Raw genomic sequence first — 25,130 nt, 5'->3', positions numbered from 1 at the left:
GTAAATGAAGGGGGGATCGCCTGCGGGTCAGCGGCTGTGCGCAGGACTTGGCGCCACAAGAGGCGGAGCAGGAGCTGGCGGCGAAGGAGCCGGCGGGGTCGGCGTCGGGGCCGAGACGCGGGCCAGGCTCTGCAGGACGGCGGCGACCGATTTGGCCTGGACCTCGCGGACGGCGACGGCTTCGGCGAGGCGGCGTGCACCGTCGAGGAGGTGGGAGACCTCGTGCGGGCCGAGCTGCCGCTCGGGGTGGACGAGCCGGGCGAGGTGGTCGCGGTGGAAGGCGATGCTGCGCTCGGCGAGGGCGAGGTCGTCGTGCATACCGAGCAGGGCGGAGAGCATGCCGGGCGGCTGGTCCTGGGCGCGGGCTTCGAGGTCGGCGAGCGGTGCGCCGTACAGGTCCTCGATCCGTCCGGCTATGTCGGTGGACGTGAGGTGGGGCAATCGGTGGCTTTCACGGTCGGCGGGCCCGGGCCGCCCCGGCACGCGGAGGTGCCGGGGCGGCGGACGGGGGCAGGGTTGCGGTGGCCCTGAGCTGAGCCGTGCGGACGGGCCGGGCATGCTGGGCCGGTGGGGGCATGGTGCGCAGCAGCTCGCCGAGGGCGGCGCGGTAGCCGTCGCGGGCCTCCAGTGCCGCGTCCAGCCACTGCGCGTCGAAGCGGAGCTGGTCCGCCGACAGTTCGCCCATGTCGCGGTCCGGATCCATGTCGGCGTGAACGCGGTCGCGGACGCGGGCGACCTGTTCCTCGGTCAGTGCCAGGAAGGACCGCAGTTCCAGGGCCCGGGCGAGCGCGGGCGCGGCATCGTGGCCGACAGTCGCCTCGTACAGCTCGGCCACCGGGCTCCCGAAGACCTTCTGCAGGTCCGCGTCCATGGTGCTGGCCTTGTCCCGGCTCATCGAGCGGCCCTTGTCGACCGCCACGCCGTCGCCGGGGCGGCTGTACCAGCAGGCCGGTGGGGGGCGCTGGTCTGCACCGCCGGCCCGGTTCGAGGTCGAAGACGGGCGAGGCGCTCTGCGGCGAGGTCCTTCTTCCCCGGAGCGTCTGGGTCGAGGAGCCATCGCACGACCATCGCCCGGCCGTCGCGGGCGGTGACGGCCGCGTTCACCCGGTGTGCGAGACCCATCGTCGGGTCGTCGACCTCACTGGGCTGGCTTTGCAGTGCGGCGAGGAGGTCGTCCTCCGCGCGCTCCAGCACGGACTGGGCCTCGACGAGAAGGCCGTGCCACTTGACGACGTCGGTGGCGTCAGAATTCGCGGTCGGCACCGCGGCGACCGCAGCCTTCAACTGGTCCATGCCCATCTCGAAGCGCGCTTCGATCCGTTCGGTGAGCACGCCCACGACATCCTCAGACTCATCGGATATGCCGTCGGACAAAAGAGGTCTCCTGTTCTGAAAGGCCGATGCCTAGGGGAATGTGAGAGGCGGCCGTACTCGGCGGCTCAGCTGCTTACCGGGGCGTGCTGAATTCCGGTCAGTCGAGACACATACGGACGTCGCGGTAGACGTACGTGCCGGAGACCCAGCCCTTGACGCCGGTCGTCTTGTCCGTGATGTAGACCCAGTTGCCGCTCTTCTTGGAGACGCTGAACTTGTGGCTCTTGTAGAGCACGCCGAGCGCCGTGGACTTCGAGCTGGCCTTGGACCGGATGGTCACCGCCTTGGCGTGCACCGCGTACGGCAGCGGCGGGAGGTCCTGGCAGCTGACCGCAGGAACGGCGGTTGCTGCGGTGGGTACGGTCGCCGCACTGGCGGTGGTGGCGGACAGCACCGGCAGCGCAACTGCGCCGAGCATCGCTGCGGTTATGGCAATTCGGGTGGAGCGCATGCGGAAGAAACCTCCGTGAAGGTGTGGGGAATGTGCGGAAGGGCGCCGCGGGGTTGTCCCGGCGGCTGTATAAGAGTCCGGAGAATCGCCGGTTTGGCTAACCGGCGATCGTCGGCTATGTTGCGCCGCCCGCGTCGGGCTGAGCGCTCAGCGCGAACGGCCAGGCGGGCGCGCGGCAGGGGCCTTCGCCACGCCGGCCAGCCGGCTGGTGGCGGCTGCTGGGCGGACCGGCGGGAGGGGGCCAGCCTCGCCAGTGAGGCGGTCGTCGCACCACTGCAGAGCCTCGCCCACCGTGTCGAAGCCGCCCTCGCGCAGGGTGTGTGTCCACGTCTCGGCGTCGACCTCTTCGACCACGACGCGAAACGGCGACGGGGCGCGCTCGTCCAAGGCGCGCAGGGCCACGACGACGACCATGTCCTCCGGGTTGTCGCTGGTATAGGAGTAGCCCATGGCGTAGTGGTCGCCGTCGCCGGCGAGGCGTCGTTCCAGCGCTCGCGTGGCGTCGTCCGCCGCCGGCGGGCCCAGCTCGGGGTCGAGGCCGATGGCGTCGGTCGGACAGCCGCGGTGGATGAGCCACGACTGCGCCATCGCGGGCAGCGGCAGCGGGGCCTGCTCGAAGCTGAACGTCTGCTTCTCGTAGTCCCGCTGCAGATGCACGGCGAGCACCTGGGGCATGCCGGGGTGTCCCCAGGTCGCGGTGCGGTCGAACAGGACGTAGTAGCTATGCGGCCCGTCGTGGTGTTGGGCGAGGGGGACGAGCATGTCCTCGTGGACGGCGACCTTGCGGTAGAAGTCGAGGTACTTCTCCTCATCGGCATCGAGGTCGTCCAACTCGAAGTCAACTTGGGGGATGGGCTTCCGGACCGGCTCCGGTTCGGTGGGAGACAACAAGGGGCCTTTCGATGGAGTTCAGCGCCGCTGCACCGAAGTTGACGGCGATGTGCCGGGGCGCGCTGGGACCTTCGGCGTCTGTGTCGTTGGGGTCCGGCGGGCGGCGAACAGTGCGGCTCGTCCAGCGTCGGTGAGCGCGACCGGCTGGCCGGCGTGTACGGGGTGGCCGGTGTCCCGGGCAACCAGGCCGGCGTCCTCCAGCCGCCGTAGCTTGGCGTGGGAGATGCGGGTGCCGGAGGCGGCTGTGACGGACATCCGGCCGGTCAGAAGGTGTTCGTAGAGCTTGGCGCCGCCGGCAATGGCGAGCAGCGCTGCCTGGTCGTCCGTCGAGAGCTGCTGTGCGTCGGGCGCGCTGAACGCTGCTGCGGCTTCGATGGGTTCGAGGACGGCGAGCACCGCCCGGGCGGCGGCGTCCCGCGCGTCGGCAGCCTCTTCCAGCTGGTCCACGGTGCGGTCGATACGTGTGAACAGGGCGCCGTCGACGTCGAACTCGCCGCTGGAAAGGCGGTTGAGGAGGCGCAGGTAGAAGATGACGCCGGCCTGAGTCTTGGCCAGTTCCCGGTGCCGGTCGACCAGCAGGGCGTGCTGCTCGTCGAGGACGCCGCGGTCGCGGAAGGCCCACAGAGTGTCGATGTCGTGCCCGGTGGCGGCCTCGAGGCGATGGTCGAGCGGGGAGACCACGCGCCGGGTGGTCGGCGCGGGTTCAGGGGGCATAGGCGACGCTCCGTGCGTTCAGCGGGTGGGATGGTGCGCAGGGTTGGGTGCGGGACGGGGCAGACCCGGCGTCGCGGTAGGCGGCGGACCGGGCCGGGGCACAGGCGCGCGGGTGGCCAGCTGCGGGGAACGGGAGCGTGCCGCGTGGGTGCGGGCGCTCAGCGGCCGGCGGGTCATCCCCAGGCGGCGGCCGACCTCGTCGTAGACGTCGTTGCCCGCGCGCGGCCGGACCGCGACGACGTGGATCTCCTTGTGGTGGGCGGATCCCGCTGGCGCCGGGCGGACGCCGTAGACGACGCGCCAGTCCTTGCGGGAGTCCACGAACAGCTTCCTGAAGCCTTCCAGGTCGCCGTCGAGGCGCAGTCCAAAGCGCTGTGCGTTCACGACTTCTTGCAGGTAGGCGAGGGTGAGGTCGCGTATGTCGCTGGGGGCCTGGAGGAGGTCGGTGAGCGCGCGGGGGTCGAAGCTCAGTCCGAAAGCGGGCTGTCCCTGTCCCGCGGTCATGATGCCGGCTCGGCGGCTTCCGGCGTGGCTGCCGACTCTGTACGTACGGACGGCGGCGGGCCGGGCAGAAGACGGTGCGCGGGACGGTCAGGAGAGGTCATGCAGGCTGACAGCGGTCCACCTGGAGCGCGGATCGCCGCGACAGCGTGAGTGAGGAAGTCCCGGTGCCACACAAACAGGCCGGAGAGCCCGGACTCGGGATCCTTGTGCTGTTGGTAGGCGAGCCACAGAGCATGAAGCCAGGCCACGACGTCGTCGTGCTCCTGCCACTGCAAGCACCAGGGCGCCGCGGTGGTGACCTCCGCCCCGTAGACCGGGAGGAAGAAGTCGTCGACCCAGTCGGACAAGGCGTCGAGTTCGTCCTCGCGCTCCTCGCCGTCCAGTTCCAGGATCGGACGGGGCTCCGGTGGAGCGGCGGCAGGCGGGCCGCCGAGTCCCGGCATGCCGAACGCGGCGAACGGTGACCCGCCCGGTGTCGGGGCGGACGCGAGGTGGTCGATCTGCTGAGCCTGTTGCGCCGACTGCTCCATGAGCCGTCGCACGCTCGCTTCGATTCCCTCCAGGTGCTGATCCGGAAGACGAATCGGCTCCAACTCTCCATCGTCAACTGGCTTTTCGGATTCGGGCATTGAGAAGTTCGGCCTCCTACGAGACGCGGAATGAAGGAAATGCGGGGGCCCTCGCGCGGCGCCGCCGGCGGATTGGACGGTGTTCCGGCGGTATTGCGCCGACGGCTGCGCGTGGGGGCAGGCAGGGACAGGGATCAGAAGGTGAGAACCACGTCGTCCTGGGTGAGGGTTGCGCGGATCGTCTCGGTGAGCCGGTCGGCCGCGATCGACGCGTAGTGCTCGGTCTTCTCCACGCCGATGAAGTCCCGGCCCTCCAGCAAAGCGGCCACGCCCGTGGAGCCGGAGCCGGCGCAGAAATCGAGAACTGTGCCGCCCTCGGGGCTGATCTTGACCAACTCGCGCATCACCTCGACCGGCTTCTGCGTGATGTGCTGCCTCGCCTTACCGCTGGGCTGCGATGCCGAGTACATGCCCGGCAGATAGACGGGGTTGCGGGAGCCGTCGATCGGCCCCTTGCTGGCCCAGACGATGAATTCACAGTTCTGGGTGAAACGGCCCTTCTGGGGCCTGGCCTGCGGCTTGTGCCAGGCCAGGACACCGCGCCACAGCCATCCGGCCGCCTGGATCGCGTCCGTCGTGGTCGGGAGCTGGCGCCAGTCGGTGAAAAGCAAAGCGGTCCCACCGGTCTTGGTCAGGCGGTGGGCTTCGGTCATGATCTGCGTCAGCCAGAACGCGTAACTGCGTCCGTCCATGTTCTCGCCGGTGAAGTCGGCGAGGTCGTTCTTGGCGTCGGCGGAGGTGTACTTCTGCTTCGCGGAGCGGGTAGTGCGCTCCTTCGCGGTCCGGCCTCCGCTGTTGTACGGCGGATCGGTGATGACGGAGTCAACGGAGCCGTCCGGAAGGCCGGAGAGAACGGCCAGGGCATCGCCCTGGTGCAGGGAAAAAGGCAAAGAGGAACCCCGATTCGGGTGCGGAAACGCGGAGGGAAATAGCCACCTCGCGCAGGAGTCCTCGCGGGCCGGAAGTGGGCATGCAGAAGCCCAGGGCCGCAGACCGAGGAAGGCGAGGGGGAGTCCAAAAACTGTAGAGGCGAAACCGCCGACGACCAAGAAGCGCCCTGCCGAGGTATCGGTTTCCGGCACCTCACGCCGACTTTTTGGTCAACCGCCGATCCGGGCCTACTGTTTTTGAACCGCCCGGCGCACACCGCCGCTGGCTACTTCCCTGCCACACCTCACGGAGGTACCCCCTGCCCCGGCACGCCTAGCTCACGGCCCGGCCACGCGGAGCGAGCGGCAACTCCCCCGCACCGGCCCGCCCCTGATCGCCCACCCCGGCTGCCGCGCCCTTCCGAGACGCCTCGCGCACGCGGCACGCCGGACACCGCACCCCCAAGGACACGTTCATGACGTCGCGCTACCCACCCATGCCCGAAACCGCTGACCGGCGAGCGGTCCGCTCGGATTGAAGGGGCTCGCCGCCGGCATCGGCGTCGTCTTCCTCTCCCCGATCCTGATCGCCGGTACCGGCATGATGCTGGCCTCCTCGGCCGACGCCGTGCAGAGCAGCGGCTCCTTCACCAGCTGCCTGACCGACATCGACAGCGACAAGGTCGCCGAACAGGTCACCAAGATCCTCGACGGCGCATCCGCCAAGGACGTGCACGTCGAGGGCCTGGACCTGCCCGCCGAGCAGGTCCCCAACGCCCAGACCATCGTGGCCACCGGCCTCTCCCTCGATGTTCCCAAGAAGGGGCAGATCATCGCGCTCGCCACGGCGATGCAGGAGAGCCGACTGCGCAACTTGAACTACGGCGACCGCGACTCCCTCGGCCTGTTCCAGCAGCGCCCTTCCCAGGGCTGGGGCAGCGCCGAGCAGATCCGCGACCCCACCTACGCGAGCGAGCAGTTCTACAAGCACCTGCTCAAGGTGAGCGGGTGGCAGCAGATGACCGTCACCCAGGCCGCCCAGGCCGTGCAGAAGTCCGGCCTGCCGGACGCCTACGCGCAGTGGGAGCAATTGGCCACCGCACTGCAGACCGCCATCGCCAAGACCTTCCCCGACGGCGGTAACGCGGACGGCAAGAACACCGGCCAGGACAAGAAGCCGTCGGCCACAACTGGCTGTACGCCGGGCCAGGACGGTTCCGGGTTCGGTCGCATCCCCGAGGGGAGCGTGCCGAAGGGCTACGCGATCCCCAAGGACGCCGACCCGAAGGCGCGCAAGGCCCTCACCTGGGCGATGCAGCAGCTCGGCACGCTCTACCAGTGGGGCGGATCCTGCACGAACGCGCACGGTCCCGACCCCCTGGGCCGCTGCGACTGCTCCAGCCTGATGCAGCAGGCGTACGCGCACGCCGGCGTCACGCTCACGCGCACCACGTACACGCAAGTCAACGAGGGCAAGGCGGTCTCGCCGTCGGAACTCAGGCCCGGTGACCTGATCTTCAGCCGCGGCAGCGCCGCACGACCCGAGCACGTCGGCATGTACATGGGCGAGGGCCTCGTCATCGAGGCGCCGCGCACCACCAAGCCGGTCCGGATCACCCCGATCAAGGACTGGACGATCCTCGCCGCCCGCCGCGTCCTCTGACGCCGCAGCCGCCCGGCATCGCCTCGCGCGGCCCTGCCCCGCGGCCACTTCCGCGCCCTTCGCGCACCTCCCCCTCCGCTTTCACCTTCCCCGCCGGCCCTCGCTGGGCCCGCGTATGCAAGGAGCCCCACCACCCCTATGTCCGTCCCCCTCGCAGACCGCGTCATCCAGCTCGCCTACGACCCAGGAATCTCGCCCAAGGGCGGTGGGTTGCCCGGTTTGAGCGTGCTGAAGAACGTCGTCAACAGCATCAACCTGTTCGGGATCATCGCCGTCGTCGGCGCCCTCGCCGTCTCGCTCGGCGTATGGGCCTGGGGCCACCACACCGGTGGCCACCAGGCCGAGGCCAACGGGAAGAAAGGCGCGATCGTCGCCGCCGGAGCCGCCCTCGGTCTGGGTGCCGCGAACGGCATCGTGGCCTTCTTCTCCGGCCTGGGCTCGCAGGTCCACTGATGCGGAAACGATCCCCTTCCCTCTCCCTGTCCTCGTACGGCACGGGGTGGTCGGCCAACCGTCGCATCGCGATCGTCGCCGCCTCCGTCGCCGTCCTGCTCGCCATCGCCGGTGTCGTCGCCCTGCTGACCGGAGGCGGGAACGGCCACCAGGCTCCGGATACTGCGACGCCCGCCCCGACCGGCAGCCCTTCCTCCTCCGAAGCCGCACCGAAGCCGTCCTCCGGATCCGGGTCGGTGCCCAAGCCGCCGCAGATTGCCGAGCCGGTCGCCTACGCCACGGCAGCGGCCCAGATGCTGTGGTCCTACGACACCCGTGACACCAGCCGTGACCAGCAGCTCGCCGGCATGCGCGCCTGGATGACCACCGAGACCAAGTACGCCGACTGGGCATCGGTCTCCAGCCAGGTACCCGACCCGGTGCTGTGGTCGCGCATGGCCGACCAGGACCAGCACGCCACCGCCCACGTCACCGAAGGCCACTACCCCGGCGCCTTCAAGCAGGCGCTGGCCGAGGACCCGTCCGCGATCACCGAGGCGTACATCTACGTCGTCACCGTCAACGGCAAGCAGCAGATCGCCTGGAAGAAGGGCGGCGGCGGGACCGAGGAACGGGCAGTGACCCTCGCCGTCCAGTGCCGCCCGAACCACGACTGCACCCTGGCCGCCATCGCTCCGAGCGTCACGCAGTGACCCGCGCCTAAGACAAGAAAGGAGGAGTAACTCCTCGTGGGTTTCTGTGATTTCCCCTTGGCGGACAAGCTGTGCGCCGTCGGCGACGCGGTCGACTTCGCCTCGGATCCCGGCAAGGCCATCGGTGACTGGATGGCCAAGTCCGCCGGTGAACTGGCCGCCGCCGCAGCCGATCTGGCCGCCGAAGCCGTCAACACCACCACGAAGGTCGACCTCAACGCGACATGGTTCGTCGACAACTACGAGATGTTGCTGCCACTGGGCTTGGTCCTGCTGGTCGCCACATTCTGCGCACAGCTGGTCAGGGCCGCCATTCGGCGCGACGGACAGGCGTTGACACAAGCGTTCACCGGCACCATGAGCGGCGTCCTGTTCGCCTTCTGCGCCATCGCCTTCACCACGGTCGCCGTCGAAGTCGTCGACGCCGTCAGCGACGGCCTGTTCAAGACCGCGCACCTGAACATCGAGTCAGCCGTACGACGCATCGTGAAGGTCAACCAAATCGGCGGGCTCGCCGGCCTGGGCTGGCTCGTGCCAGTCGTCGCCGGGCTCGGCGCCGCAATCGGCGCCTTCCTCTACTGGTGCGTGATGATGGTCCGCAAGGTCGGCATCCTCGTCATGGTCACCCTCGCCGTCTTCGCCTCCGCCGGCGGCGGCTGGGAGGTCGCCCGGCGCTGGCGCAAGGGCTGGATCGAAGCCACCGCCACCCTGGTGGTCTCGAAGCTGCTGATGACCGTGATTTTCGTGCTCGGCATCGCCGCCATGGGCAAGACCGAGGCCAAGGACGGCATCGCCGCGCTGGCCGACGTCATGTCCGGCATCGTGATCATGATCCTGGTGCTGCTGTGCCCGTACGCGGTCTTCAAGTTCGTGCACTGGGCAGCCGACGGCACCGACGGGGAGTCGATCCACCGTGCTGGCGGCGCCGGTGCGCAGATCGCGAAGGCTCATGCCGAGAAGGCCGCACGCAAGGCCGCCGCAGCTGCGGCCACCGCCGGAACCGGTGGCGCCGCTGCTGGAGCGGGCGCCGCACCGCAGGGCCCCGACGGCGGCGGGGGATTCCCTGGCGACATCGCCGCCAATCCGACCGGCGGAGGCGGCGAAGGCAAGGAAGGCTCGCAGAGCGGCGGAACGGGTGCCTCGCCCGGCGGCGACGCGGTCAAGTCCGGCCTGGAGAAGGCCGTTCAGCCTGCGCCGACGAACGTGTCCGACGACACCAGCGGTCAGGTGGGCGGCAGCCCGGGTCCAGGCGCATCCGGCCCGAATGCCGCGTCAGGGCAGAGCGGCGGATGGCAGTCCACCCCGCCGACCACGACCCCGCCGCCGCAGGGCGCACCGCCGTCCTCCGGTACGCAGAGCGCCGGTTCCAGCGGGGCGAGCGGATCCCCGCCGCCGCCTCCGACCGGCCTCTGATTCCCTGACCGACTCCCGGGGGCGGGACGTGCACGCTCCCTCCCGCCCCCGGGTTCCACCCGCGCCTCCAGGACCCGCCCCATGACTGATCTCTCCGTCGCCCCGGTCACGGTGAAGTTCCCTCACCGGTCCCGCCGCGGCATCCTCCTCGGCCTCTCCCTGCCCCAACTCGTCCTCGTGTCCTGCACGCTGGCCCTGCTGCTGATGACGGTGATCTCCACCGGACTGCTCGGTGCCATCGCCCTGGCCCCCCTGTGGGCCACGTCCGGCGCCCTCGTCGCGATCCGCCGGCACGGCCGCTCCCTCATCGACTGGGCACCGATCGTCACCCGATACGCGCACCGCCGCCGCACCGGCCAGACCCTCTGGCTCGCCCGGCCCGTCACCCGGCCCCGGCAGGACGGCGTCCTCCACCTTCCCGGCACCGCCGCCTCCCTCAAGGTGGTCACCCCCGGCGACTCCGCCAACGGGGCCGCGGCCGTCCACGACCCTCAGCAGCAGACCCTGACGGCCATCGCCCGCGTCACCAGCCGCGCCTTCGCCCTGCTCGACCCCGCCACCCAGAACCACAACGTGAGCAGTTGGGGCCGCGCGCTGGCAGGCATCGCCCGAACGGGGCACATCTCCACCGTGCAGGTGCTGGAGCGCACCGTCCCTGACAGCGGGGACACCCTCACCCGTCACTGGACCCACAACGGGCAGCCCAACGCCCCCGTCGCCGGGCAGATCTACTCCGAACTGGTCGCTTCGGCAGGCCCTGCCGCCGCCCCGCATGAGACGTACCTCGCCATCTCTCTCGACCTCAAGGCCGCCCGGCGCCTGATCTCGCAGGCGGGTGGAGGGCTGCCCGGCGCCTTCACCGTCATGGAGCAGACCACTGCTTCCATCGCGCAGGCCGCCCGCAATGCAGGTCTCCAGGTCACCGGCTGGCTGAGCGCGCGGGAGATCGCCGCCGTCATCCGCACCGCCTACGACCCCAAGGCGCTCGCAGCCCTCCAGCAGTGGTCGGAGACCGGCCGTGCCGAAGCGGACCCTGCCGCCGCCGGACCAGTCGTGCAGTTCGAGGAGTACGACCGACTCGCCACCGACAGCGCACGACACGCGACGTACTGGGTGGAGAACTGGCCGAGGACTGAGATGGGGGCCGGGTTCCTGCACGGGATCATGTTCACGGCCGGTGTGCGCCGCAGCCTCTCCCTCATATACGCGCCCCAAGGACTCGAGTCCGCGCTACGCGACGTGCAGCGCCGCAAGGCCGCGATCATCGCCGACGCCAACGAGCGCGCACGCCGCGGCCAGGTCGATTCGGAAGAGGACTCCGTCGAGTACGCCGACGTGAAAACACGCGAGCGCCAGCTCATCGCCGGGCACGCCGACGTGGCCCTGACCGGCCTTGTCACCGTCACCGCCGAGACCGACGCGCTCCTGGACGCCGCCTGCGCACAGATCGAGACGCACGCCGTCACCTCCGGCGTCGACCTGAGAAGGCTGAACTACCAGCAGCCGGATGCCTTCGCCCTCACCGCACTTCCACTCGCCCGCACCGCCCTGTGAGCCAGCATCGCTAGTCCGTGCTCTGCCCCACCGCACTCCGGTTCACCCGCGACGGGACGCCCCAACTGCCCTGCCGGCAGGAAGGACCACCACCTTTGACCTCCTCTACGCGCCCCGACGACGCGCACCCCTACCTCCGCGCCGCGAGCGCTGGCATCCGCCACCACGCACGGACCTTGGCGCCATCCGGCGGAGACCGGCCCAGGCCCGGTGACCGTCTTCACCTGGACGTACTGCACGCTCACCTCACCGCTCTGCTCCAGCTTCTGGATCGGCTCGCCGACCACACCCGGCCCCCGCACCCGAGCGCCGGACGTCACCTGGCCTCCGCACACACCCGTCTGTGGCAAGCCACCAGCGAAGTCCACGCCGCCTTCCACCTGCTGCCCGGCACGCCCCAGGCCGACACCGAGCCAGGCGCCTGCCATCCGGAGCGGCTCCCCGAGGGGCCGCCCGTGCTGACGATCTGCCAGCGCCACCTCGCGGCCGGGCACGTCGTCCGCCGCAAGACCACGCCCACCGACCTCCGCCCGCACACCACGGCCTGCGTGCGATGAGTACCACCCGCAGAATCGAGGGCCCCCGATGAGCCACCGGCCCGCCCGTCGCGCCCGTCGCGCGTCCGCCAGCCCGCTGTTCACCCCCCACGGCACCGACCGCGCCAGCCGCAAGGCCGCCCGCCGTCAGCTCGCCGAGGCCACCGCCAAAGCCCGCGCTGAAGCCAGCGCCCACCAGAGCGACAGCACGGCCGCCGAGCACCTGATGCCCGTCGCGCTCTACCCAGCCGGCGGACGCCCCGGGCCCGCCTCCGCTCGCGGGAACCGGCTGAAGCTGCCCGCCCACCGCATGACCACCGCAGTCGCGGCCGGCGCCTATCCCTTCCTCGCCGAAGGCGGACTCGGCGCCGAGGGCATCTACATCGGTCGCGACGTCCACGCCGAAGCCAGTTTCGTCTTCGACCCGTTCGCGCTGTACGGCAAGGTCGAGGGCTTCACCAATCCGAACCTCCTGTTGGCGGGCGTGATCGGCCAGGGCAAGAGCGCCCTCGCCAAGTCCTTCGCGCTGCGATCGGTCGCCTTCGGATACCGCGTGTACGTGCCGTGCGACCCGAAAGGCGAGTGGACTCCGGTGGCAGAGGCCCTCGGCGGCCGATCCGTCGCCCTCGGCCCCGGACTGCCCGGACGTCTCAACCCCCTGGACGCTGCCCCACGCCCGGCGAGCGTGTCCGAGGCCGACTGGGTCGGCGAGATCCGCAAACGGCGCCTGCTCCTGCTCGGCTCCCTGGCCCGCACCGTCCTGGGCCGGGACCTGATGCCCATGGAGCACACCGCCCTGGACGTCGCCCTCGATGCCGTCGTCACCCGCGCCGCCGACACGCACCGCACCCCGCTCCTCGGCGACGTCGCCGCCACCCTCAACAACCCCCACACGCTGGACGAGGCCGCCGGGATGATGTCGGGCCAACTCGGCGACGCCGCCCGCGACCTCGCCCACGCCATGCGTCGTCTGGTCCATGGCGACCTGGCCGGCATGTTCGACGCGCCCTCCACCGTAGCCTTCGACCCGACTGCGCCGATGCTCACCATCGACCTGTCCCGCCTCGGTGGCTCCGGTGACGACACCGCCCTCGTCCTGGCGATGACCTGTGCCTCTGCCTGGATGGAGTCCGCGCTCTCCGACCCCAGTGGCGGGCGGCGCTGGATCGTGTACGACGAGGCATGGCGGTTGATGCGGCACGTCAGCCTGCTCCAACGGATGCAGGCCCAGTGGAAGCTCTCCCGGGGCCTGGGCATCGCCAACCTGATGGTGATCCACCGACTTAGCGATCTGCTCACCGCAGGTGACGCCGGATCACAGGGCCGCGCCCTGGCCGAAGGACTTCTCGCCGACTGCTCCACCCGGATCATCTATCGCCAGGAGACCGACCAGCTCCACGCTGCAGCCTCGCTGCTCGGCCTGACCTCCGTCGAGATGGACGCCATCGCCCACCTCAACCGAGGGCGCGGCCTGTGGAAAGTCGCCGGACGATCTTTCATCGTGCAGCACCTCCTGCACAGCCACGAGCTGGCGCTCTTCGACACCGACGCCCGGATGCACTGACGACCAAGAGGCCCGTGAAACCCGACTTCCAACGCGACCTGATACCTCGCGACGACGCCCTCCAGCTTATCGGCACGCTCAACGCGATGAAGGACAAACTGTACGACGCTGCCCAGCAGTGGGAGCTTCTCGACGAGAACGGAAACGTACCGGCGGCGCCCTCCTACACCGCGTTGCTCCAGCACGCCCTCGACGCACAGGAGCTCTCCCGCGACGTCCTCCAGCTGACTGCTGACTTCGCCCGAAGCTCGCACCACACCACCCGCGCCGGAATCACCGTTCTGAAGCATCTCGGCACGGCGGCGACCATGTCGAGCCACGCAGCACCGCACTTCACCGAGACCGCGGAGTGTGCTCTGGCGCTGCCCCGGTCCGCCAACCCGACCGACCGGCGCTTCCTCGCCAATCGCATGGTCATCGATCACGCCTCAGCCCGCGCCTTCCTGCGGCGCACCTCGGAATCCCTTCGTGACGCGGCCGAGGAACTCGACGACCACGTCGGCTTCCAACGCTTCCTCGCGTCGCTCACTCGTCAGGAAGGCCCGCCGGCGCCTCCGCTACCCAGGCCGGGCGGTCGCCACCGCTGACCGCGCCTGCCCCGAGCCCCGATCCACCCGCAACCCCAAGGAATGTTCTGAACCGCCCCGCTCATTTCAGCGACGACGACTGGGCCGAATACCAGCAGTGCCAAGCCGAGCACGACGACCTCATAGCGCAGGTCGCCGATCGTGAAGCCCAGCTGGAACACGACCTGATCGCCGCCCACGACGAGTACGAACTCGGCTTCAGTCCGGCGCCGAAGCCGGAAGCCGACCTCGCTCGCCGAACGCCTCCGCCACACCGACCGGCGTCCCGCAGGAGAAGCCGTGGCCGCTGACGAGGCGAACGTCATGGACGCTCGCGCGGCTCCGATCGCGCCGATGCCTGACCACCGCGACGTGAACATGCCGTGGTGGCAGGAGCTGTGGCGTCGCCACGCGCACATCACCACGCCGCTGCGGGCGCGCGGACTGCCCTGCGCCATCGAGTTCGGCCTCAGCGCCTACATCGTGCGCGTCTCTCTCCCCGACGACAGCTACCTGATCATCAGTCCGCCGCAGGAGCCGGCCTCCGAGCGTCCACCCGGCGACCCCGAGGGCTGGATCGCAACCCGCGAGCACTCCGACGACCAGACGCTGTTCGAGGTCCTCTACGACTCGGCCCCCACCGACGACCTCGGCGCTCGCCAACGGCCGGAAGCCCTCCACGGTGGCAGCGCCCAACCCCTGATTGAGGCGATCGACCACCGCCTCGCCCAGCTCGGACTACTCCCGCATCCCGTCCTGCCTCACGAAAGCCCCCACGTGCACCCAGCCCAACCGACGCCCCCGGTCGGGGACACCCCCGGCACACCAGACCGTGGCCCCGTTTACGTCTACGGCGACGCGCTGCGCGATCTGACCGACCGGCTCAACGGGACCGAGTCGCACGCGGATGCCGCCACCTTGCTGCACCAGATCCTGGAACCCACCGACGGCCTTCTGACGCAGCTCGGCGAGTTCTTCGAAGCAGCCAGCGAGAAGGCGAAGGAAGCCGAGGAAGACGACGGCTTCGACCTGTCCTACGACCTCGCCGACGCTGCCGCCGAGGTCCGCAACCTCGGAGAGGTCCTGCACGTGGCCGAGGACCGCATGCGGGCCCTCACCCCGCTCGCGCCCGCACCGCGGCTGCCTTCCACCCCCGCTCGTGCACCGTCCCTTCCGCCGCGAGCCCTCCCGCCAGCGCCGCCGCGGCACACGCGCTGACATCGCTTCACCGCCTCCCTCCAGGAACACATGACCTCACCCCGCACCGATCTGTCCGCCTTCGCCACCGCCCTCGCAGAACGCCTGCCGGGCATCTGGACCAGCGACTACCAGCGCCACGCCCGGTATGAGGACCAGTTCCCCCGCACCGAGCAGCTCTGGGACATCGGCCACGTCGACTACATCGTCAGCCAGTACGTCCTCACCCACGACGCCGTACTCCACGGGCCGGCCAACCAGCGCCTGTACGTAGCCGACCGCCCCCTCTACCCGCATCAGTTCGTAGTCGCCCCGCTCGCCCCCGTCGGCACGCACATCAAGCCACACCACCTCGACGCAGTCAGGGAACCCAACGGCATCGCCGTACCCAAGGACCCCGCCCGAGCAGCGGCTCAAGTGGCCCGACGAGTGCTGCCCCGCTACGAGCAGGCCCTGCAGACAGTGCTCACTCACGCAGCGGACCAGCCCGAGCCTCCGCACCGGCCCGGGCCGCCGCAGGTCGAACAAGTCCTCACCCTGACCCTGTACAGCGACGGAGCCCTCGGCGCACCGTACGAGAGCGTGCCGGTGGACGCCCGGATGACGCTGTACGCCCACGGTTTCCAATACCACCCGCACCAAGCGGCGTTCCTCCTTCCCGCCGCCGATGGGGACAACGGTCGTGCACTTCGCGTCCACGGCGTGGTCCAGCAACTCACGGCCCAGGGCATCGGTGTGAACCTCCGCCATTCGGCGCCCACCACCAGCGCGGCCCTTCCGCCGGCATCGCCGAAAACAGCGCCCACGACCAGCCGTACTCGCTGATCCTCACCCGCCCAACAGATCCTTGGAGCCCCCATCCGCACCGCTCGCCGTTCCCTGTCGCTGCTCACCGGCGCCGCCTGCCTCGCCCTGGCCCTCACCGGCTGCGCCAACGACGACGGCCCCGCCGAGGCCCGGCAGACGCACAGCGCCAGCGCCGCCCCGAAGCCCGAGCCCGCTCTCAGCGCCGCCCAGGCCCGCGACGTCATCACCCGTTATTCGAAGATCAACAACGAGGCCAACCCGACCCTGTCCGTCACCGCACCAGCCCGTCCCCTCACCGCGGCCCGGCCCGCGCACCGCGTGCCCTGACCCTTCCGCCCCACGCCCCGAGGAGAACCCCGCCCCCTTGCGACCCGGCACCCACTTCGCCTTCGGCGACCACGAGGAACACGGCTTCGTGGCTTCCTTCACCGCCGGCCTGCCCGCGCACCTCGCCCATTGGTACCTGGAGCGCGAGCAGTTCGAGCCCGTTCCCGGAGAACCCGGTCTGTACCGGCTCAGCGAGCCCGAGCGCGACGGAATCCGCCGCACCCGTCAAGCCGTCCACGACCTGCGCCGACACGGCTACACCGTGCAGGCCGACATCCGTCTCGACCCATCCCTCTCGGCCGGCCCGCCGCGCCCCGCCCGGCCAAACGGACTCCAGGAGCGCCGCAGCCGTCTCGCCCAGGCCGCTGCCGGCCGGACGACGCAGCGCTCCGCACCGCCTACCACCTCCCCGCCGGCGGCCCGGCCGATCCCGCCGAAGCCCACCTACGCTCCGACCGTCCATCTGACGGCCACGACCGGCGGGCGGTCCCGATGACGCCCGCGAGCAGCCCGGCCCCTGACGGCCCCGCGCCGACACCTTTCGAACTGGCCACCGGAGCACGTGACTTCCGCTTGCGGATGGCGGTCATCGACCGTGAGACCGAGGCCGCGCTCGACATGACACGCGACCGTTACGGCCGCACAGTCCACGCGGGCGCCGCGGCAGCCGCACGAGCCCACCGCGACAAGGCGGCAGTGGAGGCGTACGCCACCCACCTCGCCCCGCACGCCGAGGCTCTCCTCGATACCGCCCGCCTCGCGCTGGACGAGTTGTCCCCCGCCCGGCACGTGGCCGGGTGGCGGGCCATCCTGGACGGCCTTGCCGCCTCCGCCGCAGAGATCCGCCGGGCCCTTGACCGGCCGGCCGCCCCGAACTCCCAGGCCGAACGCGCTCAGCACGCGGGGCTGTGGCCGCACCTCACCGCCTGGGCGGACCACAGCCTTATCGCCAGCAACCTCGCTGACCAGCGCGACGGCCAGCACCACAAGGCTCCGCTGGCCGACGAGGAACAGCAGATGTGGACCGAGAGGGCCCAGGCAGCCCAACGGCGCGGCGAACTGGAGCTGACCGAGTCGTGGTACGCCGCCGACGGGCAGCCGATCACCCTCGCATATCTGGTCGAGGACGACGACTCGACGGTGGTCGCACTGCGCGGCGATCCGGGGGTGCCGGGCTGGCAGGTGATCGGGCACTACGCCCACGAGTACGAGGCAGGGAAAGTACTGCCGGCAGCAGTCCCGCCCGGTGTGTTGCGCGCCGATGTCTCAGCGTTCAACCGGCCCGAGCCCGTCCCCGAGATCTCTCTGCAGGAACTCCTCCGGGACGTCGTCGAGGCTCAGCACGCCGGCGACGCCTCCAACGCCCTTCTCAGCGCCACCCAGCGCGGCTACGACGCAGGACCGATGGTCCGACTCCAAGAACTCCTCGAAATCAGCGGGCAGTTCGCCAGCGCGCTGGAGACCGCACAGGGACGCCAGATCGCCGCCCGGCTTTCGGCACTGAGCCGGCAGATCGAGTTCCTCACCCGCGAAGTCGAAGACGCGGCCGAGGACCTCGGCGCGACCGTCGCCGTCTTGCCCCCGCACCGCACCCCCGTGCTGCGCGCCCGCCCGCGCCCGGCCGTGGACACCACACCGCCCACGCCGCCACCGCGCGCCAGCACGGCCGCCCGCCACCGCTAGAACCTGAGAAAGCACCCGTTGTCCCCGACCGCACCCCCGGCCCCGGCACCGCGCATCACCTACAGCACGGTGCTGGGCAGCCCGTACGTCGCCCGCCTCCTCGGCGGCACCCTCATCGGCCGCCTGCCCAACGGCATGGCGCCCGTCGCGATCCTCCTGTGGGCCACCACGAGCGGTAGCAGCATCGCCTTCGGCGGGCTGCTCAGCGCCCTGTACGGGCTGTCCTCCTCGGTGGTGCAGCCGGTCAAGGGACGCCTCATGGACCGCCACGGCCAGACCGCCGTGCACCTTCCGGCCGCCATGCTCAGCGCGGCCCTCCTGGTCGCTCTTCCCCTGACCGGGCCGTACGGCGGGCCGGGCCTCGCCACGGCCATCGTCGTCGCCGACGGCCTGACGACCCCGTCCCTGGAGGCAGGGTTGCGAACCCTGTGGCCGAGCGTGCTGCCCGACGCCCGCCTCCGGCACGCCGCACTCGCCCTCGACACCGGCACGCAGGGCCTGCTGTACATCGTCGGCCCCCTGCTCGTCGCCGCCCTCGCGTCCGCCTACAACCCCACCGTCGCGCTCACCGTCACCGCCTTCCTTGGCCTGGTGGGCACCACCGTGGTCGTGCTCGCTCCACCATCGCGACGCTGGCGACCGACGCCGTCAGCCGAGACCAAGCGCGGTGCCGCTCGTCGGCTGACCAGCCCCGGCCTAGCGCTTCTGTTCCTCTCGCTCACCGGCATCGGGTTCGCGATCGGGGCCATGAACGTGTGGTCGATCGCCATGGCCGAGCACCACGAGCAGGACATGCTTTCGGGCATCATCCCCGCCGCGTTCTCGACCGGCAGCTTCCTGGGCGGCCTCGTCTATGGACGGCGCACCTGGAGTCGGACCACCGCCGACCGGCTGATCATCGCCAGCGCCGCGTTCCTTGCCGGGTGGCTCCCGCTGGCGGTCTTGCCCGCACCTTTCGCGGCCACTTCTGCGGTCGCCGTGCCCGGTGCGTTCCTGACCGTCGTGGTCGCCTGCGCATACGTGACCACCGACGTCCTCGCCCCGGCGGGCCGGACCAGCGAGGCGTACGCGTGGCTGATCCTCTCGATCGGCGTCGGGCAGTCCGCCGGTACCGCCCTGGCCGGACGCCTCGCCGAGCAGCCGCTCGCCAGCGCGGCGCTCCCCGCCGCCGGTGCGGCCTTCGCTCTCGCCGTCCTTCTCGCCGCGCGTCGACAGCTCCGCCCCGCCGGGCACCGGCCGCGCGGCCTGCACCGTCGCTCACTCCGAGGCCGGCACAAGACGCCCTGATCAGGGCGCACCTCCACCTTCAACCCCCTTTTGAGGAGATCGAATTATGGCCGTGCGTACGCACTGGACCGTGGAGCACGCCTGTTCCCACAGCGTGGATCATGACCTGTCCAACCGTCCCGCCGACAAGCGGGCAGGCTTTGCCCGTTGGCTGGCGTCGAAGGACTGCACCGACTGTTGGAAGGCGGCGCGCGACGCCGATTCTGAGTCCAAGGAGGAGTGGCTCGCGACCAAGCGTGCCGAGGAGCAGGAGGCAGCCGTCGCCTGGGCCAAGCAGTTCGACATGCCGGAGTTGGAGGGCCCGGAGAAGGCCCTGGACTGGGGCGAGCGCTCCCGCTACCAGCTGATGGCGGCCGCGCACACGGCCCTTGTCATCGAGGGCACTTGGGACGAGGCGGACTGGGCGGAGCTGGAAGAGAAGGCCCGCTCCGTTACCCGTGCCGGATGGTGGATCGACCAGCGCGATGCCGACGGCACTGACCTGCTCGAACTGCTCGATGCGGCCAGCGAGGCGGACCGCGGGACGGAGAACCCGTTCCGATGACGGCGGGGCAACATAGCCGGGAAACGCCGGTTAGCCAAACCGGCGTTCCTCCGGACTATTGATGCTCCCACCCCGCCAGCAATCGCGCGGAAGGAACTCATGTCCCAGCCCCCGCCCACCTCGGCGTTCGCACCCACGCCCGACCCGCTCACCACCGACCGGGACATCACCCACGGCCACTTCCAGGCCGGTGACACCGTCGTCGTCCTGAAGGGAGTGGCCGGCGGAGAACTGTGGGGCGACGCGATGCGCGTCGTGGCCCCCTCCTGGCACACCCCGACCGACGAGGACGGGTGGCGGTTGCGGGATGCGACCGGCGGCGCCCAGTCATACGTCACCGCCCACCCCCGCTACCTCGTGCATCTCTCACGCCGCTGCCCTGACTGCCTGATCTACCTCCGGGCCATGGAGGACACCCTCCTCGCACGGTTCGCCGACCGCGACGAGCTGATCGACTGCGGCTGGTACACCACCACCGCCCTGGGCCAGCTCGTGCACATCGCCGACATCCGGAACGGCCGGTGATCCCCCGCCTGCACGAGCGGACCCACCGATCCCACCACCCGCTCGAAGAAGCGCTGGGTCGGCCGGTCTCACCGAACGAGGGCCTGACGGAGCACACGATCGTCGCCCACTGGCCCGGCCTGGATTACTTCACCCTGGACGACGAGCAGAAGACCTGGACGTCCGTCCAGTGGGCCGAGCACCTCGAAGACCCCTGCCTGGAGCATCCGTTCGCCGCTAGCCCCGACGACGACCGGCGGGCGATCCTGCACCTCGATGTCCGCCTTCACCCCGACGACCGGGAGCTGACCGGACCGGAGTGGGCCGAGGTCGCTTACCGGCTCGCACGGGCCGCCGGCATCGAGATCCCCGGCAAGGAACATGGCTGCCGGTGGATCGCCGTCCAGGCCCAGCCCGGGCGCCTCGACCTGATCGCCAACCTGATCCACCTCGACGGCGCGTGGCACGCTCCTCCCTCCGACAAACTGCGGCGCCTGGCACATGAGGCGCGTCGCATCGAACAGGACCTCCACCTGATCCCTGTTCAATCCGACCCCCCTTCGCGGCCCGCCGTCCGCGCAGCGCTCACGGCGTCGGCCCAGCTCGCGACCATCCTCACGCAGCTCGCCGACGAACAGGACGGCCCGCTGGCCGCGGTCCGCGGAATCGTCGAGCACACCGCGCACCGGATAGCCCGCCAGCCGGGAGCAACCGGCACCGATACGGCGCACCGCCTGGAGCTGATCGCCCGCCGCCTCCACGCCATCCAGCAGGACCTGGACACCACCGCAACCCGCCTGGTCCAGCCCCGTGCCGTCCCGGCCTCAGCCGCCATCCGGCACAACACCCACCGATCACCGTAGGAAAACGTCTCCTTGCCCCGCACCGAACGCTTCCTGGACATCCGCCGCGACCCGCACTCCGACGAACTCCTCGCCCGCGGCGGCGACTTTGAGGCGCACAGCATCCTCCAGCGCGCGGGTTTCATCGCCGTCGTCCGCGTCCACGAGACGTACCACCGTGTCCCCACCGGCATGGCCGAGGACGACGAAGTCCGTCTCGCCACCGACGCCGTCGCCCGTCTGCGAGCAGCCGGATACCACGTCGACTGCGACGCGGACCTCGAAACCGACTCTCGTCCGGCCAGCTATCTACCCCTGGGCGCCTCGGTCGCGCATCTCGCCGAGCGCCTTCGAGAGGCCACCACCACGGCCGAGGCGGCCGATGCCCTGACCGAGCTGACCGCAGCCCACGACGGCATCCTCGCCGCGCTGGAGGAAGTCCTCACCGCAACCGCCGACTTCCACGACGGGCTCGGCCAGGCAGCCGACCCCTACATCGCACGGCGGCTGCGCTACCTCGCCGACGAGCACCTCCGCGTCGTCCGTAGCGACCTCTCCGAGACCCGCAATCAGCTCGCCGACCGGCATGCACCGCATCCCGGCCGCAGCGCCTGCACCGGGGAAGTCCCCTCGACCGAGCAAGAACGCTCTGCCGTGTGCGCCTGCCCGCCCCCGCCGCGCACCCTCCCGGCACCGCCGCCCCCGGTGGCCGCCGGGCTGCGCCGCTGACTCCCATCTCGCCCAAGGACACCATGCACGACCACGACACCTCCGAGCGCCTCGCCTCCTACGCCGACGTTCTCGCCGGCGAACTCCCCGACAGTTGGACCAGCTCCCACCTGCCGGCCGACGCCAAGGACGACCTCGCCGAACTCGCCGACCGCATCTGGGACCTGGACCTGGTCGCCGCCTCTCTCGCTGAACATCCCCTGCAGCAGGCCGCCGTCCTGAGCCGACCGGACGGCGCGCAGCTCGTCCTTCTGGACCGGCACGACGATCGCGACGGCTTCCTCATCGCCGCCGTCGCCCCGCACGCCCTGCCCGACGAGGCGTTCCGCGCCGTTCCCGAGCCCAACGGCATCGCCCTGGCCGATGACCCGTTCCTGAGCGCCGAGCAGGTCGCCGGCGACCTGCTCGCCCGTTACGACAGCGCCCTCGCCCAGGTCCGCCACAACGCTCTGGGCGGCGTCCAGCCCTCCCAGCCGGACCGGGTCGTCCTGACCTGGCAGCCGGACGGCAGCATCGCCACTGCCCCCGCCGACGACCGCGCCGACGCGGTCCTCTTGGCCCACGGCTTCGTTCAGGACCCGCAGAGTGGCATCTATCGCCTGAGTGGTGACGACACCCAGGCCCAGGCCCGCGCCCTGCGCGAGATCGGCCCGCGCCTGGACGCGCTCGGTATCGGCACCGCTCTGCAGCATCCCGCAGGCCGGACCGCGCCCGCCGCCGCGCCCGCTTCCGTGCCGCCCGTCCCGGCCGGTCCTCGTACGCCGGCCACCCGGTCTCGGTGAAGCAGAAGGAGGCCGACTTCTGGGTGCTGGAGTACGTCACCATCACCAAGGACCCCCGAACGGACCTGGTCGTGGCCATCGGCGGCACCGAAAGGGCCGCCGATATCCTCCAGCGAACCGGCGGCTTCCTCTCCGCTCCCGGGCCGCGCGGGGACTATCACCGGCTTCCCCACGGCCTGCCCGTCGAGCAGCAGCGCCTGAAGGCGACCGCTGCCTCGCACGCTCTGCTAGCCGCCGGGCACAGCGTCCACCTCGACCCCACGCTGAACATGCTGGTCGCACCGGACGGTGAACGTGAAGCCGCCCTGCGCTACCTGGCCGGACTCGCCGAGCGAGCCGCAGCCGCCACAACCACCAGCGAGCTGGCCGAGATCCTTACCGAGGTAGCTGCCCCCGTCCACGGGCTGCTGCCCCTCGCCAGAGAAGTCGTCGTCCGCGTCTGGATCGCCGCCAGCGACTTCCCAGGGGCCGCGCCCGCCGGTGAACCCGATCCCATTGAACGGCTCGGAAGCACCGCCACCTCCATGAGCGAGGCCGCGCACGCCATCCTCCACGCCCGCAACCACGCCGCCCGCCCCATGCCGCGGCCAGCCACCGCATCACCACCGCCGAGCCGCGTCCAGCCCGCGGAAGCCCGCCGCCGCTGACCACGGAGAACCACATGGCCAACCTGGCCGACGAATACGGCACGGATGTCGAGATCTACATCAAGGCCCTGACGACCACCATCCACGCCGACACCCCGACCGGCGCCCCCGCCCAGCTCCACGACCTACTGGAATGCCTCGGCCTGGAGCGCCACGCCTACCCGACGGACGCACCGCTCTACATCTGGCACACCGTGCCCGAGCACCTCGACGCCGACGAGCAGAGGCGGCTGGCAACCCGCGCCATTCTCACGCTGCTGGTGACCGGGTACGAGGTCAACTGCACGCCCGACGTCTTCGACGAACACGCCTACCAGCAGGCCGTGCAGGACCTGCGTAGCCGAGCCCGCCGCCCTGCCGCGCGGCAACCGGCACCGTCCACCTCCCCCTCGCCTCCAACGCCGGCCCGCCGCATGCCATAAGCGCCTGGGTGGCCCCGGCGCCGAGCCGGGGCCACCTGCCTCATCACCCGAATCCCGGAGAAACCCGTAGCTACCCGCACGCCCCCACCGATCAGCAACCGGCTCAAGCCCCGACTCGCCACGGCCCTCTTCCGCCGCTATCTGCGCGCCTGCATTCCGACCGGCCCCGACCACACCTCCCCCCTGGCCGGCGCCCGCCCGGAGGCAGTACTGGCCGAGACACAGCGCGTCGGACAGCACCACCACCACTGACCGTCCACCGACCCGGAGGAGCATGTCCCACCCCACCCCCTACCCGGTGAGACTGGCCGACGAGATCACCCGCCAGCTCGGCCAGCTCGCCGACCACCTCTCTCAGCTTCCCCCGCCCCAGGCCGCTCAGGTCATCGCCCGGGTGCTCGACCCGGACACCGGAGTCCTGGGCGGCGTCACTCACCTCGTCGCCACCGGCAGCGTGTTCGCCAAGGACCAGGCCGAGCGAGGCGCGCTCCCCGCGGAGGTGTGGCTTGCCCTGGGCCGTGCCTCGAACGAACTCGGCGACATGACCCTCGACCTGGACGAACACAAAGACACCCTCCAGCGCGTCGGCGCCCAGCCCGCCGTTACGGCGGCGAAGCCTCCGGCACCCGCACCGCTCGTCGTCCGGCGCCGCCGGTGAAGAAGAAGCAGTGGCAGGGCTGGGGACCCGGCGAGCAGGCCGAGCAGCACTACCTCGTACAGCCCCGCGCCCTGGCCGGCGGCGGCGACGTCCGGCACGTCTCGGAGTTCCTGCGCGCCTCCGGCTGGCGGGACAAGTCCAAGACGGGCGGCCCCCTGCAGATGGAGAGCCCGGACCGTACCGTCCGCATCGCCTACGACCCTTACATCCTGCCGGGCGGATGGACCATTCACGGCCGGGCTGACGGGGCGAGCGGCGAGTGGTCGGCGCACCTGGGCCGGCAAACGCCGGTGGAGATCGTCGCCGGCCTGACCGACTCCCTCACCCGCCCCCGCTCCGCCCACGCCCCCAACGTGTGGGCCCCGCTGCAGGAGCAGAACTGGCACGCGCGCTTCGAGGGCCAGGACTACATGGCGACGAGCCCCGACGGCACCGCGTGGATGCAGTACCGGCAGAGCCCCGACGGGGCGGCGATGTGGTGGACCGGAGCGCAGGACAAGCAGGGCAACGGCTGGACCGCCAACTTCACGCCGAACACCCCGATGCACCTGGTGCAAGCCTTCTCCACCGAACTCGCCAGCCCGGACCCCGTGATGCGCCCACGCGGACGCGTGCCGATGAGCGCGCAGATCCGTACCTGGTCGGTGTCCGTGAAGCCCTCCCAGCTCAGCGCGTGGCAGCAGGCCCGCATCACGGCCGCCCGCGCCGCCACCTGGGCCCGCAATAGCGCCCGCAGCACCAGGCCGCGCACCAACACCCGCCCCTACACCCCGGCCGGCGGCGCACGCACCCGCCGCTGACAGCAACAGCCCCGCCCCGCCCCGCCCC

Annotated in this window: 31 protein-coding genes; 22 read left to right on the top strand and 9 right to left on the bottom strand. The window is 70.9% G+C overall.

The genetic code is table 11. The features are described from left to right. Positions 1-27 precede the first annotated feature (27 nt). The 9 genes from OG747_RS40835 to OG747_RS40795 form a co-directional block, all read right to left on the bottom strand. Positions 28-441, bottom strand: coding sequence for a hypothetical protein (locus OG747_RS40835; protein ID WP_405884381.1), 414 nt, complete (start codon positions 439-441; stop codon positions 28-30). 10 nt (positions 442-451) lie between these two features. Then, positions 452-895 carry a hypothetical protein gene (locus OG747_RS40830; protein WP_405884380.1) on the bottom strand — a complete coding sequence of 148 codons (444 nt, stop codon included), beginning with the start codon at positions 893-895 and terminating at the stop codon, positions 452-454. Further along, complete coding sequence (locus OG747_RS40825) at positions 892-1,374, bottom strand: hypothetical protein (protein WP_405884379.1); 483 nt, start codon at positions 1,372-1,374, stop codon at positions 892-894. The genes OG747_RS40830 and OG747_RS40825 overlap by 4 nt, the downstream gene beginning before the upstream one ends. A 97-nt stretch (positions 1,375-1,471) precedes the next feature. Next, positions 1,472-1,792, bottom strand: a complete 321-nt coding sequence (locus tag OG747_RS40820; protein ID WP_405884378.1) for an SH3 domain-containing protein — start codon at positions 1,790-1,792, stop codon at positions 1,472-1,474. Positions 1,793-1,972: 180 nt separating this feature from the next. After that, complete coding sequence (locus OG747_RS40815) at positions 1,973-2,716, bottom strand: hypothetical protein (protein ID WP_405884377.1); 744 nt, start codon at positions 2,714-2,716, stop codon at positions 1,973-1,975. Between the two features lie 18 nt (positions 2,717-2,734). Continuing rightward, positions 2,735-3,430 carry a hypothetical protein gene (locus tag OG747_RS40810; RefSeq protein WP_405884376.1) on the bottom strand — a complete coding sequence of 232 codons (696 nt, stop codon included), beginning with the start codon at positions 3,428-3,430 and terminating at the stop codon, positions 2,735-2,737. 18 nt (positions 3,431-3,448) lie between these two features. Further along, positions 3,449-3,934 (bottom strand): hypothetical protein, encoded by a 486-nt coding sequence (locus tag OG747_RS40805; RefSeq protein ID WP_405884375.1) that lies wholly within the window; start codon positions 3,932-3,934, stop codon positions 3,449-3,451. Next, positions 3,931-4,464 (bottom strand): DUF4913 domain-containing protein, encoded by a 534-nt coding sequence (locus OG747_RS40800; RefSeq protein ID WP_405885968.1) that lies wholly within the window; start codon positions 4,462-4,464, stop codon positions 3,931-3,933. Before OG747_RS40800 ends, OG747_RS40805 begins: the two co-directional genes overlap by 4 nt. 233 nt (positions 4,465-4,697) lie before the next feature. Next, positions 4,698-5,453, bottom strand: coding sequence for a DNA-methyltransferase (locus OG747_RS40795; protein ID WP_405884374.1), 756 nt, complete (start codon positions 5,451-5,453; stop codon positions 4,698-4,700). Between the two features lie 514 nt (positions 5,454-5,967). On the opposite strand from OG747_RS40795, the gene OG747_RS40790 reads away from it, so the two are divergent. The 22 genes from OG747_RS40790 to OG747_RS40685 all read left to right on the top strand — a co-directional run bounded on the left by OG747_RS40790 (position 5,968) and on the right by OG747_RS40685 (position 25,102). Next, positions 5,968-7,095: a C40 family peptidase gene (locus tag OG747_RS40790; protein WP_405884373.1), complete on the top strand. Its 1,128-nt coding sequence runs from the start codon at positions 5,968-5,970 to the stop codon at positions 7,093-7,095. A 138-nt stretch (positions 7,096-7,233) separates the two neighbouring features. Further along, on the top strand, positions 7,234-7,548 hold the full coding sequence (locus tag OG747_RS40785; protein WP_405884372.1) for a DUF6112 family protein: 315 nt from the start codon (positions 7,234-7,236) through the stop codon (positions 7,546-7,548). Next, positions 7,548-8,240 carry a hypothetical protein gene (locus OG747_RS40780; protein ID WP_405884371.1) on the top strand — a complete coding sequence of 231 codons (693 nt, stop codon included), beginning with the start codon at positions 7,548-7,550 and terminating at the stop codon, positions 8,238-8,240. The genes OG747_RS40785 and OG747_RS40780 overlap by 1 nt, the downstream gene beginning before the upstream one ends. Positions 8,241-8,276: 36 nt before the next feature. Next, a complete protein-coding gene (locus OG747_RS40775) occupies positions 8,277-9,653 on the top strand; it encodes an ATP-binding protein (protein WP_405884370.1) in 1,377 nt (458 codons plus the stop codon). 81 nt (positions 9,654-9,734) lie between these two features. Continuing rightward, a complete protein-coding gene (locus tag OG747_RS40770; RefSeq protein WP_405884369.1) occupies positions 9,735-11,207 on the top strand; it encodes an SCO6880 family protein in 1,473 nt (490 codons plus the stop codon). 95 nt (positions 11,208-11,302) lie between these two features. Beyond that, positions 11,303-11,764, top strand: coding sequence for a DUF6238 family protein (locus OG747_RS40765; protein WP_405884368.1), 462 nt, complete (start codon positions 11,303-11,305; stop codon positions 11,762-11,764). Positions 11,765-11,792: 28 nt separating this feature from the next. Beyond that, the gene (locus OG747_RS40760) at positions 11,793-13,307 is read left to right on the top strand and encodes a VirB4 family type IV secretion system protein (protein WP_405884367.1); all 1,515 of its coding nucleotides are present in this window, start codon (positions 11,793-11,795) and stop codon (positions 13,305-13,307) included. Between the two features lie 14 nt (positions 13,308-13,321). Beyond that, the gene (locus OG747_RS40755) at positions 13,322-13,894 is read left to right on the top strand and encodes a hypothetical protein (RefSeq protein WP_405884366.1); all 573 of its coding nucleotides are present in this window, start codon (positions 13,322-13,324) and stop codon (positions 13,892-13,894) included. Positions 13,895-14,173: 279 nt separating this feature from the next. Continuing rightward, positions 14,174-15,091 (top strand): hypothetical protein, encoded by a 918-nt coding sequence (locus OG747_RS40750; protein WP_405884365.1) that lies wholly within the window; start codon positions 14,174-14,176, stop codon positions 15,089-15,091. 30 nt (positions 15,092-15,121) lie between these two features. Then, positions 15,122-15,895 carry a hypothetical protein gene (locus tag OG747_RS40745; RefSeq protein WP_405884364.1) on the top strand — a complete coding sequence of 258 codons (774 nt, stop codon included), beginning with the start codon at positions 15,122-15,124 and terminating at the stop codon, positions 15,893-15,895. Positions 15,896-16,241: 346 nt separating this feature from the next. Next, positions 16,242-16,700: a hypothetical protein gene (locus OG747_RS40740; protein WP_405884363.1), complete on the top strand. Its 459-nt coding sequence runs from the start codon at positions 16,242-16,244 to the stop codon at positions 16,698-16,700. Then, complete coding sequence (locus OG747_RS40735) at positions 16,697-17,887, top strand: hypothetical protein (protein ID WP_405884362.1); 1,191 nt, start codon at positions 16,697-16,699, stop codon at positions 17,885-17,887. The genes OG747_RS40740 and OG747_RS40735 overlap by 4 nt, the downstream gene beginning before the upstream one ends. An 18-nt stretch (positions 17,888-17,905) precedes the next feature. After that, on the top strand, positions 17,906-19,174 hold the full coding sequence (locus OG747_RS40730; protein WP_405884361.1) for an MFS transporter: 1,269 nt from the start codon (positions 17,906-17,908) through the stop codon (positions 19,172-19,174). A gap of 46 nt (positions 19,175-19,220) precedes the next feature. After that, positions 19,221-19,718 carry a hypothetical protein gene (locus OG747_RS40725; protein WP_405884360.1) on the top strand — a complete coding sequence of 166 codons (498 nt, stop codon included), beginning with the start codon at positions 19,221-19,223 and terminating at the stop codon, positions 19,716-19,718. Between the two features lie 99 nt (positions 19,719-19,817). After that, positions 19,818-20,243, top strand: coding sequence for a hypothetical protein (locus tag OG747_RS40720; protein WP_405884359.1), 426 nt, complete (start codon positions 19,818-19,820; stop codon positions 20,241-20,243). Next, positions 20,240-21,085 carry a relaxase/mobilization nuclease gene (locus OG747_RS40715; protein ID WP_405884358.1) on the top strand — a complete coding sequence of 282 codons (846 nt, stop codon included), beginning with the start codon at positions 20,240-20,242 and terminating at the stop codon, positions 21,083-21,085. Before OG747_RS40720 ends, OG747_RS40715 begins: the two co-directional genes overlap by 4 nt. Positions 21,086-21,097: 12 nt before the next feature. Beyond that, positions 21,098-21,793: a hypothetical protein gene (locus OG747_RS40710; RefSeq protein ID WP_405884357.1), complete on the top strand. Its 696-nt coding sequence runs from the start codon at positions 21,098-21,100 to the stop codon at positions 21,791-21,793. Positions 21,794-21,816: 23 nt separating this feature from the next. Next, positions 21,817-22,575, top strand: a complete 759-nt coding sequence (locus tag OG747_RS40705; RefSeq protein ID WP_405885966.1) for a hypothetical protein — start codon at positions 21,817-21,819, stop codon at positions 22,573-22,575. After that, entirely contained in the window at positions 22,572-23,222 is a 651-nt protein-coding gene (locus OG747_RS40700) for a hypothetical protein (RefSeq protein WP_405884356.1), read from the top strand. The genes OG747_RS40705 and OG747_RS40700 overlap by 4 nt, the downstream gene beginning before the upstream one ends. Before the next feature lie 14 nt (positions 23,223-23,236). After that, complete coding sequence (locus OG747_RS40695) at positions 23,237-23,644, top strand: hypothetical protein (RefSeq protein WP_405884355.1); 408 nt, start codon at positions 23,237-23,239, stop codon at positions 23,642-23,644. A 274-nt stretch (positions 23,645-23,918) separates the two neighbouring features. Next, a complete protein-coding gene (locus OG747_RS40690) occupies positions 23,919-24,302 on the top strand; it encodes a hypothetical protein (protein WP_405884354.1) in 384 nt (127 codons plus the stop codon). Next, a complete protein-coding gene (locus tag OG747_RS40685) occupies positions 24,299-25,102 on the top strand; it encodes a DUF317 domain-containing protein (protein ID WP_405884353.1) in 804 nt (267 codons plus the stop codon). Before OG747_RS40690 ends, OG747_RS40685 begins: the two co-directional genes overlap by 4 nt. Positions 25,103-25,130: the final 28 nt, after the last annotated feature.

Origin of the sequence: Streptomyces sp. NBC_01384, from assembly GCF_045040035.1 — a bacterium.
Classification (GTDB): Bacteria; Actinomycetota; Actinomycetes; order Streptomycetales; family Streptomycetaceae; genus Streptomyces.
Note: the sequence above shows the minus strand (reverse complement) of the source record. Positions and strands in the feature narration are given on the sequence as shown.

Bases quoted from the DNA above. Each gene is read 5' to 3' on its own strand.
- OG747_RS40830 (WP_405884380.1), bottom strand. From the start codon at position 895: ATGAGCCGGGACAAGGCCAGCACCATGGACGCGGACCTGCAGAAGGTC.
- OG747_RS40820 (WP_405884378.1), bottom strand. From the start codon at position 1,792: ATGCTCGGCGCAGTTGCGCTGCCGGTGCTGTCCGCCACCACCGCCAGT.
- OG747_RS40810 (WP_405884376.1), bottom strand. From the start codon at position 3,430: ATGCCCCCTGAACCCGCGCCGACCACCCGGCGCGTGGTCTCCCCGCTC.
- OG747_RS40805 (WP_405884375.1), bottom strand. From the start codon at position 3,934: ATGACCGCGGGACAGGGACAGCCCGCTTTCGGACTGAGCTTCGACCCC.
- OG747_RS40800 (WP_405885968.1), bottom strand. From the start codon at position 4,464: ATGGAGCAGTCGGCGCAACAGGCTCAGCAGATCGACCACCTCGCGTCC.
- OG747_RS40785 (WP_405884372.1), top strand. From the start codon at position 7,234: ATGTCCGTCCCCCTCGCAGACCGCGTCATCCAGCTCGCCTACGACCCA.
- OG747_RS40780 (WP_405884371.1), top strand. From the start codon at position 7,548: ATGCGGAAACGATCCCCTTCCCTCTCCCTGTCCTCGTACGGCACGGGG.
- OG747_RS40770 (WP_405884369.1), top strand. From the start codon at position 9,735: ATGACTGATCTCTCCGTCGCCCCGGTCACGGTGAAGTTCCCTCACCGG.
- OG747_RS40760 (WP_405884367.1), top strand. From the start codon at position 11,793: ATGAGCCACCGGCCCGCCCGTCGCGCCCGTCGCGCGTCCGCCAGCCCG.
- OG747_RS40745 (WP_405884364.1), top strand. From the start codon at position 15,122: ATGACCTCACCCCGCACCGATCTGTCCGCCTTCGCCACCGCCCTCGCA.
- OG747_RS40735 (WP_405884362.1), top strand. From the start codon at position 16,697: ATGACGCCCGCGAGCAGCCCGGCCCCTGACGGCCCCGCGCCGACACCT.
- OG747_RS40725 (WP_405884360.1), top strand. From the start codon at position 19,221: ATGGCCGTGCGTACGCACTGGACCGTGGAGCACGCCTGTTCCCACAGC.
- OG747_RS40720 (WP_405884359.1), top strand. From the start codon at position 19,818: ATGTCCCAGCCCCCGCCCACCTCGGCGTTCGCACCCACGCCCGACCCG.
- OG747_RS40705 (WP_405885966.1), top strand. From the start codon at position 21,817: ATGCACGACCACGACACCTCCGAGCGCCTCGCCTCCTACGCCGACGTT.
- OG747_RS40695 (WP_405884355.1), top strand. From the start codon at position 23,237: ATGGCCAACCTGGCCGACGAATACGGCACGGATGTCGAGATCTACATC.
- OG747_RS40690 (WP_405884354.1), top strand. From the start codon at position 23,919: ATGTCCCACCCCACCCCCTACCCGGTGAGACTGGCCGACGAGATCACC.